The 11,965-nt window shown below is 64.0% G+C and carries 12 protein-coding genes and 3 pseudogenes; 11 read left to right on the plus strand and 4 right to left on the minus strand.

What is annotated here, in order from left to right; translation table 11 throughout:
* Positions 1–41 precede the first annotated feature (41 nt).
* From E1956_RS17745 to E1956_RS17775, 7 genes are all read left to right on the plus strand, one after another.
* Positions 42–1,646, plus strand: a complete 1,605-nt coding sequence (locus tag E1956_RS17745) for a class I adenylate-forming enzyme family protein (protein ID WP_134751467.1) — start codon at positions 42–44, stop codon at positions 1,644–1,646.
* On the plus strand, positions 1,643–2,806 hold the full coding sequence (locus E1956_RS17750; RefSeq protein ID WP_134751469.1) for an acyl-CoA dehydrogenase family protein: 1,164 nt from the start codon (positions 1,643–1,645) through the stop codon (positions 2,804–2,806). Before E1956_RS17745 ends, E1956_RS17750 begins: the two co-directional genes overlap by 4 nt.
* On the plus strand, positions 2,803–3,723 hold the full coding sequence (locus tag E1956_RS17755) for an acyl-CoA dehydrogenase family protein (protein WP_134751471.1): 921 nt from the start codon (positions 2,803–2,805) through the stop codon (positions 3,721–3,723). The genes E1956_RS17750 and E1956_RS17755 overlap by 4 nt, the downstream gene beginning before the upstream one ends.
* Complete coding sequence (locus E1956_RS17760) at positions 3,720–4,712, plus strand: acyl-CoA dehydrogenase family protein (RefSeq protein ID WP_167760056.1); 993 nt, start codon at positions 3,720–3,722, stop codon at positions 4,710–4,712. Before E1956_RS17755 ends, E1956_RS17760 begins: the two co-directional genes overlap by 4 nt.
* Positions 4,703–5,824: an acyl-CoA dehydrogenase family protein gene (locus E1956_RS17765; RefSeq protein WP_134751475.1), complete on the plus strand. Its 1,122-nt coding sequence runs from the start codon at positions 4,703–4,705 to the stop codon at positions 5,822–5,824. The genes E1956_RS17760 and E1956_RS17765 overlap by 10 nt, the downstream gene beginning before the upstream one ends.
* A gap of 2 nt (positions 5,825–5,826) precedes the next feature.
* Positions 5,827–6,651, plus strand: a complete 825-nt coding sequence (locus tag E1956_RS17770; protein ID WP_134751477.1) for a FadR/GntR family transcriptional regulator — start codon at positions 5,827–5,829, stop codon at positions 6,649–6,651.
* A 72-nt stretch (positions 6,652–6,723) separates the two neighbouring features.
* Positions 6,724–7,563: an amidohydrolase family protein gene (locus tag E1956_RS17775; protein WP_232071697.1), complete on the plus strand. Its 840-nt coding sequence runs from the start codon at positions 6,724–6,726 to the stop codon at positions 7,561–7,563.
* Between the two features lie 16 nt (positions 7,564–7,579).
* On the opposite strand, the pseudogene E1956_RS47715 reads toward E1956_RS17775, so the two are convergent.
* Together E1956_RS47715 and E1956_RS47720 are read right to left on the minus strand one after the other, a co-directional pair.
* Positions 7,580–7,722: pseudogene (locus tag E1956_RS47715) on the minus strand (transposase); the annotation flags it as partial.
* A complete protein-coding gene (locus E1956_RS47720; RefSeq protein WP_418789290.1) occupies positions 7,680–7,979 on the minus strand; it encodes a hypothetical protein in 300 nt (99 codons plus the stop codon). The pseudogene E1956_RS47715 and the gene E1956_RS47720, both read right to left, overlap by 43 nt.
* A gap of 605 nt (positions 7,980–8,584) precedes the next feature.
* Between E1956_RS47720 and E1956_RS17785 the strand changes: the two are divergent.
* The 4 genes and pseudogenes from E1956_RS17785 to E1956_RS17800 all read left to right on the plus strand — a co-directional run.
* Positions 8,585–9,001: pseudogene (locus E1956_RS17785) on the plus strand (DJ-1/PfpI family protein); the annotation flags it as partial.
* 14 nt (positions 9,002–9,015) lie between these two features.
* Positions 9,016–9,291 (plus strand): DUF1488 family protein, encoded by a 276-nt coding sequence (locus E1956_RS17790; protein ID WP_134751483.1) that lies wholly within the window; start codon positions 9,016–9,018, stop codon positions 9,289–9,291.
* A gap of 81 nt (positions 9,292–9,372) precedes the next feature.
* Entirely contained in the window at positions 9,373–9,951 is a 579-nt protein-coding gene (locus tag E1956_RS17795; protein WP_134751485.1) for a hypothetical protein, read from the plus strand.
* A 122-nt stretch (positions 9,952–10,073) separates the two neighbouring features.
* Positions 10,074–10,277, plus strand: a pseudogene (locus E1956_RS17800) (thiamine pyrophosphate-dependent enzyme); the annotation flags it as partial.
* 177 nt (positions 10,278–10,454) lie between these two features.
* Here the strand turns inward: E1956_RS17800 and E1956_RS17805 are convergent.
* Together E1956_RS17805 and E1956_RS17810 are read right to left on the minus strand one after the other, a co-directional pair.
* Entirely contained in the window at positions 10,455–10,982 is a 528-nt protein-coding gene (locus E1956_RS17805; RefSeq protein WP_134751487.1) for a DUF6496 domain-containing protein, read from the minus strand.
* A gap of 362 nt (positions 10,983–11,344) precedes the next feature.
* Positions 11,345–11,947 (minus strand): hypothetical protein, encoded by a 603-nt coding sequence (locus E1956_RS17810; RefSeq protein ID WP_134751489.1) that lies wholly within the window; start codon positions 11,945–11,947, stop codon positions 11,345–11,347.
* Positions 11,948–11,965: the final 18 nt, after the last annotated feature.

Below are 11,965 nucleotides of genomic sequence, written 5' to 3' on the forward strand. Positions count from 1 at the left end.
TGCACCTCGATAAATAAGTATACTTGATTCAATCAAAACTGATGAGCGAGTCTGCCGTGCTACTGCCAGGAAACGTCATCGATCGAAGCTCCCGCCTCTGTCCCGAGGGGGTGGCCATCGTCTTCGAAGGCCGGAAGATCACGTACCGCGAACATGCGCTTCGCGTTCGAAAGCTCGGTGCAGCCCTGCATCGCGTCGGGGTACGTCACCAGGATCGGATCTCCGTCCTGTCCATGAACCGGCCTGAGTTCGTGGAGGTGTACGGCGCTGGCGATGTCTTCGGGTTCGTGACCGCGACGGTCAACTACCGTCTTGCGGTGGAGGAGATTGCATTCGTCCTGAGCGACACCGCGCCACGTGTCGTCGTGTTCGAAGAGCAGTATCGGGAGACTGTCGATGCGCTGCGGGCGAGACTCGGCGACGCGACGATCTACGTGTGCATTGGTGCAGCGAATTCCTGGGCGCATGGCTACGAGGAGTTCGTGGCGAGCGGCGATGAGCAAGGCGCGCCGTTTCGCGCAAGTCGGGAAGACTATTGCCAACTCATCTACACCAGCGGAACGACCGGGAGACCCAAGGGTGCCGTCAGGTCGCACTACGGTCAGTCACGTATGGCTGAACAGATCGCGGCTGCGCTGGGCCTGCGCGGAGATTCGAGCATCCTGGTAACGATGCCCTTTTTCCACGGCGGAGCGAGGAGCCAGCAGGTTGCGGCGTTCCTTCGCCGGGCGACTGTCGTCATTCACCGAAAGTTCGAGGCCGGCGAGGTGTTGCGTGAGATTGCCAGAAGTCGCATCTCTCACATGCACCTTGCGCCTACGATGTTCCAGGCGGTGATGGACCATCCGGAGTTCTCGCAACACGACATCTCCAGCGTGCGAGGAATACTGTATGCGGCGGCGCCGATGCCTGTGCCGCTCCTTCGTCGTGGCCTTGCTGCATTTGGGAGCGTCTTCATCAACAGCTACGGCATGACGGAGACGAACGGCACCGTGCTCTTCCCGCATCAGCACCACCTCGAAGGAACTGCAGTTCAGGTCCGTCGACTGGGCTCTGTCGGGCAAGTCGCTGACGGGGGAGAGTTGCGCGTTGTGGACGACGAGGGCCATCCATGTCCGCCGGGGGTGCCGGGTGAGGTCTGCGTGAAATCGGACACTCAGTTCCGCTTGTACTGGAACAATTCCGTGGCGACAGCCGAGGCGGTGCGCGACGGGTGGTATCACACCGGGGATATCGGCTATCTCGACGAAGAGGAGTTTCTCTTTCTCGTCGATCGGAAGAAAGACATGATCATCTCCGGCGGCGAGAACATCTACTGCCGGGAAGTTGAGGATGCGCTCGAAAGCCACGAAGGCGTCGAAGAGGCCGCCGTCATTGGCGTGCCGGATGCTTATTGGGGCGAGGTGGTGCATGCGGTCATCGTGTTGCGACGTGACCGTGCGCTCAGTGCATCGGACCTGATCGAGTTCTGTCGTGCACGCATCGCGCACTACAAGTGCCCGAAAGGCGTCTCGTTCGTGACTGAACTGCCCCGACTACCCACCGGCAAGGTCAGCAAGATCCGACTGCGCGCCTCCCACGCTGCCGCAACCAGGCCATCAACGTCGGGCGATACCGTCACGGCGCGTAAAGGAAACTCGATATGAACTTCGAATGGACTGCCGGGCATCGCGGCTTTCGTGCCCGATTGAGATCGATCCTGGCGGAGAACCTGCCTGCGGACTGGGAACAGAAGTCACGACTGGACACGGGTTCCGCCTACGTGTCCGAGTTCTCCAGGCGCTTCTGCCCGATGCTGGCATCAGAGGGCCTGTTGATTCCCCATTGGCCTCGCGAGGTGGGTGGCCAAGGCCTCGACGCCTTTCATCATTGGATCCTCGGCGAAGAAATGTTTGCCGCCGGCGAACCGCGCAGCTACCAGTACATGAACGTCAACTGGGCCGGGCCGGCCATCCTGAAGTTCGGGACCGAAGCGCAGATACACGAGCACATCGATCCGATTGTCGCAGGCACCGAGATCTGGTGTCAGGGCTTTTCGGAGCCCTCGGCGGGCTCCGACCTGGCGGCGATCAGGACGTCCGCGCGACGCACCGACCGAGGCTACATCCTCAACGGGTCGAAGATCTGGACATCGGGCGCAAGTCTGGCGGACAAGTGCTTCATGCTCGTGCGAACGTCTCCGGAGCGCTACGCGGGCATCAGTGTGTTCCTGATGGACATGCGCCGCCCGGGCATCGACGTTCGGGTCATCAAGTCCTTCATGGGTGAACGATCGGTTCACGAGATGTTCTTCGATGATGTCGAGTTGCCACACGCGGCCTTGCTGGGCGAGGAGGGCCAGGGCTGGGAGATCGCGCGCCATGTCTTGCTCAACGAGCGGATCGGTGCGCCACGATATGCGTTGACGCAGCGTGCACTCGACCACGCGATGATGCTGCTGTCCATGGATGGGCACTCGGGCGACGGTGTCGTGCGAGCGCGCGCAGGCATAGCCCGGGCCGCGATCGATGCCGCGCGCAGTCTCTGCCTGCGCGTGGTTGGAGAACGATTCGCGGGTCGACCACCGAGTTCGATCACGAACATCGCGCGCTATGCCATGGTCAGTGCTGACCGTCTCGTCGCGGAGTTCATCGGCGACTACCTGCATGAACGGCTCATGGCCAACGACGATCCCTTGCTGGCTGCAGCTTACAAGCGGGCGGGCTCGACAGGCATCGCGGCCGGTTCGGCAGAAATCCAGTTGAACCTTGTCGCGCGAAATCACCTTGAGCTTCCGCGCGAATCTGACATGGTGGTGCGCACATGAACCTGGAACTCACGCAGGACCAGAGACTCCTGCAAGAAGGCATCGAGCAGCTGGTATCGCGGCACGCCGCCATTCCGCCCGGCTCGACGGACATCTGGTTGCCGGGATCGGACCTGGAGCGAGACCTGCTCGACGCGGGCTACCTGGACGTCGGGCGCACGGAAGGGATGGGCGCCGTCGAATCAGCGCTGGTCGTAGAGGCCGTGGCGCGCGCGCCGTACTCTATCGAGATCGGGGCCACTGCGCTTGTGGTGCCGCACGTGGTGCCTGACATGCTGCTGACCCGCCCTGTCGCACTGCTGTCATTGCCGCTACTCGGCGCGAGTCGATTCGTTGACGCCCGGGGCAGTGCACTGCTGGATTGCGGTGACGTCGTGCGTGTTGTCGACCTGAGGACCTGCCAGGTCGAGCCGGTCGATACACCCTTCGCCTATCCCTTCGGCAAGGTGGCGCAGATTGATGTCGAGAAGGCGAGGCCCGTCGACGCGTCCGCTGACGTGATGCGCCAGTGGTGGCGGGTCGCGCTGGCGGTCGAGATCGGAGCCGTGGCGCGCGTTGCGCTGGATCTCACGGTCGAGTACGTCAAGCAGCGTCGCCAGTTCGGGCGTGCCATCGGGTCCTACCAGGCCATCCAGCATCGTCTTTCCGAGTGTGCCGTGCTGGTCGAGAGCACCCAGTGGCTCGCGCGTCGGGCGGCGTGGAGCGGCGATCCAGCCGACGCTGCGCTCGCCGCGGCGTATGCGCAGCAAGCGGCGGCGCGGGTCCACTACGACGCACACCAGTTCCATGGCGCAATGGGCATCACGAACGAATGTCACCTCCACCTCTGGACGTATCGCCTGAAGGCGCTTCAGGGGGAACTCGGTGGCCCCAGTGCACAGGCACGGGCCGCGGCGGACCAATTGTGGGCAGCATGAGCAACATCTCTCTCTCGATCGACGCGGAACAGGTCATGGTTGCGGACGCCGTACGTCGGCTGTGCAAGGACCGCATGACGTTCGCCGATGGACCCCTGGACGGATACTCGCCAGGCCTGTGGCGAGAACTGGCTTCGCTGGGTGTCTTGTCTCTGGCCGGCGCAGACGGTGGCGACGACGCCTTGTTGACACTCGTTGTCGCTGCGGAGGAAATCGGTCGTACCGGGTTCCCGGGGCCCTTCGCCGCGACAGTTGCTGCGATGCGCGTCTTGCCAGCAGAAGTGGCCCATGGAGTGGCCGAGGGCGAACGTGTCGTATCAATGGGCGTCGCGCCGCTCATGCCCTGGGGCATGAAGGCGGACGTGTTCGTCGGTTTGGCTGGAGGTCGCGCGACGTTGCTTTCGATCAGCGCATGCGATTCTGTGGAGACGCTCGGTGGCGAACACTGGGCGCGTGTTACGTCAACGGAGCAGACCGATCTCGGCCCCTTTTCGGAGGCGCGCTGGTGGTACGATATTGTCATCGGCGCGCAACTGGTCGGTGCAGGGTTGGGCTTGATCGACACTGCTGCTTCCCACGCGAACACGCGACGACAGTTCGGTCAACTGATCGGCGCGTTCCAGGGCGTCGCATTCCCGCTTGCGCAAGCGGTCGTCGCACTGGAATCGGCGCAAATGTTGATCCGGTCGGCGGCCGTGCATGTGCAGCACCGGCGGGCCGGGTTCGAGCGTCTCTGCCTGAGCGCGAGACTCTCGGCATCCAGGGCCGCACGCCAGGCCGCGTTCGCCACGCATCAGGTCTTCGGCGCTGCGGGTGCAGTAGCCGACGGACCGGTCTTCTGGCAGTCGCGCCGCATCCAGCAGTGGTCTGTCCAGGCTCCGTCTGACCGGGATGCCTGGCACGACGTGAGTGACAGGGACTTTTCAACGGGTGCGTCGGCGCTCTTGATCGAATCGGGAACTGCGGAGGTCCTGTGCAGTTGGAACTAGACGAGAAGACGCAAGCCTTTCGCGACGATGTTCGCAGCTTTCTTGCGCCCTATGCGCACCTGCACAAGCACCTTGTCTCGGATGGCGAGCGTGAACTGACCGCCTTCTACAAGGCCATGGCTGCGCGCAATTGGCTCGCGCTCGCATGGCCCGAGGAGGTGGGGGGACTGGCCCGTCCTCCGATCGAAGAGTACGTGCTGTGGAACGAGATTGCCTACAGGCGCGCGGCGCGCATTCCGCTGAGCATCGGTGTGGTCGCCAAGACCATCATTCGCTACGGCACGGTCGAGCAAAAGGCCGCGTGGCTGGATCGGATTCGCCGCTACGACATCACCTTTGCCCTGGCCTATTCCGAACCCGAGGCGGGATCGGACCTCACCGGGTTGCGATGCACGGCAGAACTGCGCGACGGCCACTACGTCGTCAATGGGAACAAGTGCTGGAACTCCAGGGCCCATCACTGTGACTACCTGTGGCTGCTCTGTCGCACCGGGCCTGCGGGCTCGCGCAGTGCCGGTCTATCGCTGCTGATCGTCGATACGAAGGCGCCCGGTGTGAAGATCCGACCGATACGGTTGATGGATGGTAACCACTTCACGGAGATCTTCTTCGACGAGGTCGTGGTGCCCGCGGATTGCCGTGTCGGGCCGGAGAATGGCGCATGGGCCATGATGGCCGCTTCGCTTGCGGACGAGCGTCATGTTCAGTTCCTGTGCGGCCGTGTGCGCCGCGACCACGAGGATGTACGCGAGTGGGTCCGTGCGAACGGCCTCGCTGGCGATCCCCTGGTTCGCAGGCGACTGGACGAGCTCTACCTCGATGTGCTTGAAGCAGAGGTGCAGTCGCTGCGCGTGGTCGAGGCCGTCGAGCGAGGTTGGGCCGCTTCGGCGGAGGCGGCCGCGAACAAGCTGGTCCACGCACGTGCCATCCAGAACATTGCACGTGCTGCGATGGAGTTGGGCGGGCCGGGTATTCTTCTTGACGAAGAAGGAATCGAACTGCTCTGGCGGCAGACGATGACCGAAAGCATCGGAGGGGGGACGACCGAGGTAATGACGGGCATCGTCGCGAAGAATCGCCTTGGGTTGGGCGGGTCTCGTCGCGCAGCCTGACGGTGCTACAATCCGCCCCCACGACGCTCGCCCAGACGCTGCCACAGTTCGCCACCATCATGCCCTCCCAGAAGCCTCCTGCCCGTGACAAGGTGCCCATCGCATTGCGCAGGCACCGTGATGTGAGAAGCGAGGGCAAGCTGGCCGAAGAAGTTGCGGCGCAGATCGAGGCCGACATCGTGGCTTTGGGCTGGCCGGTTGGACGCGTGCTGGGCAGTGAGGCCGTGCTGCTGGAACGCTACGGCATCAGCCGTGCGGCATTCCGGGAAGCCGTGCGCCTTCTGGAGGTGCACATGGTCGCGCGCATGAGGCCGGGCCCGGGCGGTGGGCTAGTGGTCATGCAGCCGGATTCAGAAGCTGCCGTGCGGGCGATCGCGCTCTACCTTTCATTCGTCGGGGTGGACTCGAAACAGCTGCTCGATGTCCGCGGGCTGATCGAAGGCTACGCCGCCGCAACCGCGGCAGTCGAGGCCAGTCCTACGCAGCGGCGCGAACTGGCGCAGTACCTCGAGATCGAGAAAGGCGAAGTCGAGGCGTCGCATCTCAATGCGAAGAGCTTTCATGTCCACGTGGCCGAGATGTGTGCAAACCCCGTCATCCAGTTGTTCGTGCGGTGCATGGTCGACCTCACCGAACAGCAGACTACCCCGGAAGACTCTCGTGAACACGCGGCGCTTCGCGTCAACAACGTGCACCGCAAGATCGGTGAGGCGATCATTGCGGGAGACGCCGAGCAGGCGCGTCGCCTCATGATCTCCCACGTGCTGGCGCTAGACCCCTGGCTTGGAGAAGCAGGGCGCAAACGCGCACGCAAGCCTTCCGTCTGAGCAGGACACACGATGCGATTCGTCGACGCGCACTTTCACCTCTGGGATCTCGATCGCTACGCTTACCCGTGGATGACCGATCCGCACAAGCGCCTTGCCGGTGACACGGCACCTCAACACAAGAGCTATTGCGTCGGGGACTTCCTCGAGGATGCGCGCGGCCTTGAGCTGGTGGGTGCCGTGCACGTCCAGGCGGGGATTGATGTCCGGAACAACATCGACGAAACAGCCTGGCTGGAAGCCATAGCGGAAGATCGGGCGCTTTCGCGAGGTTTGCCCGATGCGGTGATCGCCTACGCCGATCTGGCGAGTCCCGCATTGTCATCCGAGCTCGAGGCGCAGTGTCGTCATGTCCGGGTGCGTGGCGTGCGCCAGATGCTCAATCAGGCCGGGCGGTATCCGGACCTGTATCCGAACCTGCTGCGCGATCCCGCCTGGTGCGCGGGTCTCACGCAGATCGAACGCCACGGTCTTTCATTCGATCTGCAGATCTACCCGAGCCAGGTGAGCGACGCCGTGCAGGTCATTCGCAGTCGTCCGGGCATTACCTTCATCGTCGACCATGCGGGGCTGCCGCCGCTGCAATCACCAGAACTGACGGGACAGTGGCGCGATGGTCTCGCCCTGCTTGCGGCTCTGCCCAACACAGTCCTCAAGATTTCCGGATTCGGCATGTTCGACAGGCAGTGGACGATCGAGCGCGTGCGTCCGTTCGTCGAGCGAGCAGTCGACCTGTTCAGTCCATCGCGCTGTCTCTTCGGAAGCAACTTCCCGCTCGAGCGTCTCGCCAGGTCGTATGCAAGCCTCTGGGCCGACTATGCTGTGCTGATCGGTGCCTACGCACCTGCCGAGCGAGCGGCGATGTTCGAGGGCAATGCGAGGCGCGTATATCGCCTCTCAGAGTCGCGATAGCGCCGGCTAAGACTAGTGCGCCGTGAATCAACAGCGTTCGCAGATACACGTCGCCACGCTTGCTGATGCCGCCGAGCTTGACCTTGCCGCCGGACTGTTCTGTCGCGGCACCAGGCTCAGATAGGCGGCAAATTCCCGACCGGAGCGGAACATCTTTGCCTGCCGATGACCGATACCGCGGCGGTCGTCGTGAGCACGCCGACGCCGGGAATTTCGGAGATGCGTCTGCATGCATCATCGTCGCGGCGCCATTCGAGATTGCGCTGTTCGATCCGTGCGATCTGCTCGTCCAGCGCGCGAAGTCGCGAGAGCTGATCCTGCAGGCTGTCTGCCAGCATGGCCGGCAACTGCTCTGCCAGTGACGCCAGCACGGCTTTGGCGGCCTCGATCGATGCCGGGCGGCCTGGCGGCAACACGACGCCGAATTCGGCTTGCGCTTGAAGAGGGCGAGGTGGGGCATCGCGACATGTTCATCGGCACGCTTGCTCTGCCGGTTGTCGTGATCTTCAGATCGGACGGAAGAAAGTTCGCTAGGATTGCGTTCGACGTTCCTCGCTACATCGCAGAAACAAAGCACTACACCAACCACGCCGATGTAGTGCGAGACGCGATTGGCCAGGCGGCGCGAGATGATCTGTTCGACCACCCTCCGCTCAGCGCCAGCCTCGGATCGCGTCATCGTCTGATCCTCTCTGGCACCTTGTTAGACACTCTTGCGCAAGCCCTGAACCCGCGCTGCATCGGTACGCCGCGCGCTCGAGTGCACGAACAGGGTACATCGCTCGCGCCGCCGGGCGACGCGGCATGCAGCGTGCGCCATCCCGGGGACACGGATGGGCCAGCGGCCATGTCGGCCGGGCCTCGTGCTTTTGGCATGCCTGGTCGCCGCGTCTGTGGCACGTGGGTTGCGCATACCAGGGCAACGCACCCGCGCAGGCGCATCTCCGCAGGCGCATCTCGCGCGGCAGCCGCAGGAGCCGATGGGCGTCGAGCGATTTGGACCCACTCAGGGAGGACAGTGATGTCGAGCGAATTGAAGCACTGCAAGATAGCGATTCTCGCCGTTGATGGATTTGAGGAATCCGAATTGACGGAACCATTGCGCGCGCGTTCTGCAGCGGGCGCCGTGGTCGAAGTGATTTCGCAAAAGAGCGGTGAGATCCGGGCACTTCGCCACGTAGACAACGGCAGCCGCGCGAAGATGGATTGCATGTTCGCGCAAGCGAAGGCCGACGACTACGACGGTGTGGCGCTGCCCGGCGGCGTGATCAACGGCGACGCGATCAAGATGGTTCCCGAGGAGAGGGAGTTCGTGCGCGCCGCTGACGCCGCGCACAACCCGGTTGCGGCGATCTGCCATGGCGGCTCGCTAGCTGGCATCGTCGGCGGCGGCGTAGCGCGTACACCAGCAAGTTCTACGAACTCCCTCTGGCCATCGTCAAGGATGTAGACATGCATATCGAATACCGGAGTGACCCGCCGCGGTTCGACGGCACGAATCTGCTCATGCACTTCGTGGCTGTTGTGGACGGCAAGACATTTGACTGCTGCATCAGTGCCGAGGCGCTGGAAGACCATTTCGGCGCGGGCTCGGCGCTCGAAGGTGAGCTGCGCGAGGCGTTCGCGCGCGGGCAGGCGCGCATCCGCGAGGTATGCACGCAGGCGATCGAGCAGACCGGCGGCGCGGTGATACTGCACAGCGGCTATTTTCGAGTTGGGGATGCCTGAGCAGGCGGCCAGGGTGGCCAGGATGGGAAAGGCGGGTTAGCCCGCACGAACAGCGCATTGGGAAGCTGAGGGAGGTTTGTCATGTCTGTGATCGTTGCAAGCCGTTTCACGACGTTCGACCATGCCGAAGCGGCCATCGACAGGCTCCATAGCCATGGCTTCGTGGACGAAGACCTGTCGCTTTTCTTTGTGAATCCGGGTGGGCAGCACGCCCGTTTTTCGGTGGGCGGCGACCGCTTTGCCGATCCGCAGTCGCGCTGGGCGTCGCTCGGCGCGGGGGCCGGCGCGGCAGCGGGCGCGATTCTGGGCCTCGTGCTCGCGATCGTGTTCTCGGCGCTCTTTCTGCGCTCGATGCTCGTGCTGGCGGTGGCCGCCGGCGTCGGCGCCTATGTCGGCACGCTGCCAGGCGCGCTGTGGCAGACGCGCGGCGGTGGCCGGGGGCGCCAGCCCGATATCGGGCATGACCCGGACGGCACGCCGAAGGCGCGTGAATCGGGCGTGCTCGTGGCGGTCCATGTGAGCCCCGAGATGCAGCAGGAGGCGGCGCACGTGCTGGAGGAGGCCGGCGGCATGGAGGTCGAGCGCGCCAACGGTCGCTGGCAAGACGGGAAATGGGCCGACTTCGATCCGACCCAGACGGTCGAGCCGCTGCGGACCTGATCGCGCTTCGCTTCGCGCGGCGCCGGCGCAGGTGCTTTCATCAGATCCGCGTGTGCATACGCACTGGTCACAATGGGATCACATCACATCACGGCGCATGGCAGCGCGCGCGCGCCGCCACGGGCGGGCGTGTGAATCCGCAGCGCGTGTTTACGGAGCTTTCGCCGCGCTTGCCTGTCGAGACGATCCTCACGAGCGATTCGGGATCCTGCGCAAACTGGGACGCACGCGACCTCAAGATCCGGCGCGGCATGAAGTGCTCGCTCTCGGGCGGCCTCGCCTCGATGGGCGCTGCCGTGCCCTATGCGATCGCTGCGAAGTTCGCGTAACGTTGCGCATCGAAGATCTCATGGCGCCGCACTTGGTCGGCGAGCACGGTGGCGATCAGCGAGCGCGCGCGCCTTGAATGGGACGCGCAAGGGAGGGGGCGCGCAAGCGTCACTCGCCCGCACCAGCGCGATGTCTCGCAGCGGCCTCACACTCTTGCGTCGGCCGCGGCCGGGCTAGCGACGCCCCAGGTGCGCCCGCGCCGCACGCGTTTGCGCCGCCTTTTTGGCCGCCGCCGAGCGGCCCGCCGCGCCCTTGGTTTGCGCGGCTTTCTTCGCCGCGGCCGATCGGCTCGAGGCCGGCCTGCGCGCAGCCGCGCTCTTCGATTGCGCCGACATCGCTTCGCTCGACGCCCCTTCCTTGCTCTCGCGCTGCATCACGGCCGTGGTGGTGCGCGAGCGCTTGTTCCTCGACTCCTTGCTGGCGCTCGCCTTCTGTTTGCCTTGTCCCTTTGCCACATCCTGTTCCGCCTTCTTGCGTGTGGCCTCGCTGGTCTTGCCCTTCGCGGGAGGCTTCAGGTCGACGCCGGCACGCCGTGCTTTCGACAAACCGATTGCTATGGCCTGCTTCGCAGAGCGCACGCCATGCTTGCCGGCGCGTACGCGGTCGATTTCATCCTTGACGAACTCGCCTGCCTGCGTGCTCGGCGATTTTCCTGCGCGCTTGTCGGCGCGAGCACGCTCGATGACTTTGCGTTCGGGCATCGTCGCTCTCCTGTTCCTTGCTTTGTGGTTTAAGTGCCTTCCCCTGCATGAGCAACCGCTGTGCCGCGCAGCAGCGCGTTGGCTCGCGCGCCGGCCGCCGGGTATGAGGCATGCATTCGCCGTTGACGTGGGGCCGATGCGCGTGGCGGTGCCGGGTCGCGCTTCGGTATGACATACGGGAGGCCGTGATGAAACACAGGACGAGCAGCGTGGACTTCAGGATACCGACCGCCGCGGTGGCGATGATTACCAGAGACGCACGCAAAACGATCGGATTGCCAATTCGAACTCCGCAAAGCGAAGCACAGTGTAGCACCCTGACCCCTGACATTACGCGCGTGCTTCGTTTGCGGGTGCGGCTTTCAGTACTTTGTCGTGCCGCTTGTGGGCACGGAACCATCGCTGTCGAGTGGCTTCACACGGCGTGTCGGATCGAAATCGGTCCACCGGCCATCTTTCCAGAGACCGGCAGCTATTTCGACATCCTGACCGTTTGCTTCCCGTAAAACACGGACTGCACGCGCTTGCATGCCAGAATTCACGTGAACTGCCAGGAGTACGCCGGATTCGCGTTCGTGCGGCCTGGCCCTGGAGCCAGGCTCGTTGGCGCGGCTGCCACCGCGAGTCAGCAGCAAAGCGCCGATCAGAGTACCGATGTACGCGCCCACTAGTGTTGAGGCCGCCCGCACAAGAAACGCGTGAAATAGCAAGAAGGCGAGCACGGCCGCTACTGCCGCTCCCACGACCGCGCCTGGCGCACCGCCGCCGGTTGCCCAGAGCCCGGCGGACCGCGCCTGCGGGTCCGCGTACTCGTCTCCACCGATCGGATAGCGTGCATGTTCGCCGCCCGGGTTCACATGGAATTCGGCAACATCCTCCTCGATCAGGCCGCTCGTCAGCAATCGCTTCCTGGCCGTCTCGGCGGCGTGAAACGTCGTAAAACGGGCTGCGATGATCTGTGACATGGATTCCTCCACCTGACA

Origin of the sequence: Paraburkholderia pallida (assembly GCF_004524855.1) — a bacterium.
Classification (GTDB): domain Bacteria; phylum Pseudomonadota; class Gammaproteobacteria; order Burkholderiales; family Burkholderiaceae; genus Paraburkholderia; species Paraburkholderia oxyphila.

Bases quoted from the DNA above. Each gene is read 5' to 3' on its own strand.
- E1956_RS17810 (WP_134751489.1), bottom strand. From the start codon at position 11,947: ATGTCACAGATCATCGCAGCCCGTTTTACGACGTTTCACGCCGCCGAG.
- E1956_RS17775 (WP_232071697.1), top strand. From the start codon at position 6,724: ATGACCGATCCGCACAAGCGCCTTGCCGGTGACACGGCACCTCAACAC.
- E1956_RS17750 (WP_134751469.1), top strand. From the start codon at position 1,643: ATGAACTTCGAATGGACTGCCGGGCATCGCGGCTTTCGTGCCCGATTG.
- E1956_RS17745 (WP_134751467.1), top strand. From the start codon at position 42: ATGAGCGAGTCTGCCGTGCTACTGCCAGGAAACGTCATCGATCGAAGC.
- E1956_RS17755 (WP_134751471.1), top strand. From the start codon at position 2,803: ATGAACCTGGAACTCACGCAGGACCAGAGACTCCTGCAAGAAGGCATC.
- E1956_RS17795 (WP_134751485.1), top strand. From the start codon at position 9,373: ATGTCTGTGATCGTTGCAAGCCGTTTCACGACGTTCGACCATGCCGAA.
- E1956_RS17760 (WP_167760056.1), top strand. From the start codon at position 3,720: ATGAGCAACATCTCTCTCTCGATCGACGCGGAACAGGTCATGGTTGCG.
- E1956_RS17790 (WP_134751483.1), top strand. From the start codon at position 9,016: ATGCATATCGAATACCGGAGTGACCCGCCGCGGTTCGACGGCACGAAT.
- E1956_RS17805 (WP_134751487.1), bottom strand. From the start codon at position 10,982: ATGCCCGAACGCAAAGTCATCGAGCGTGCTCGCGCCGACAAGCGCGCA.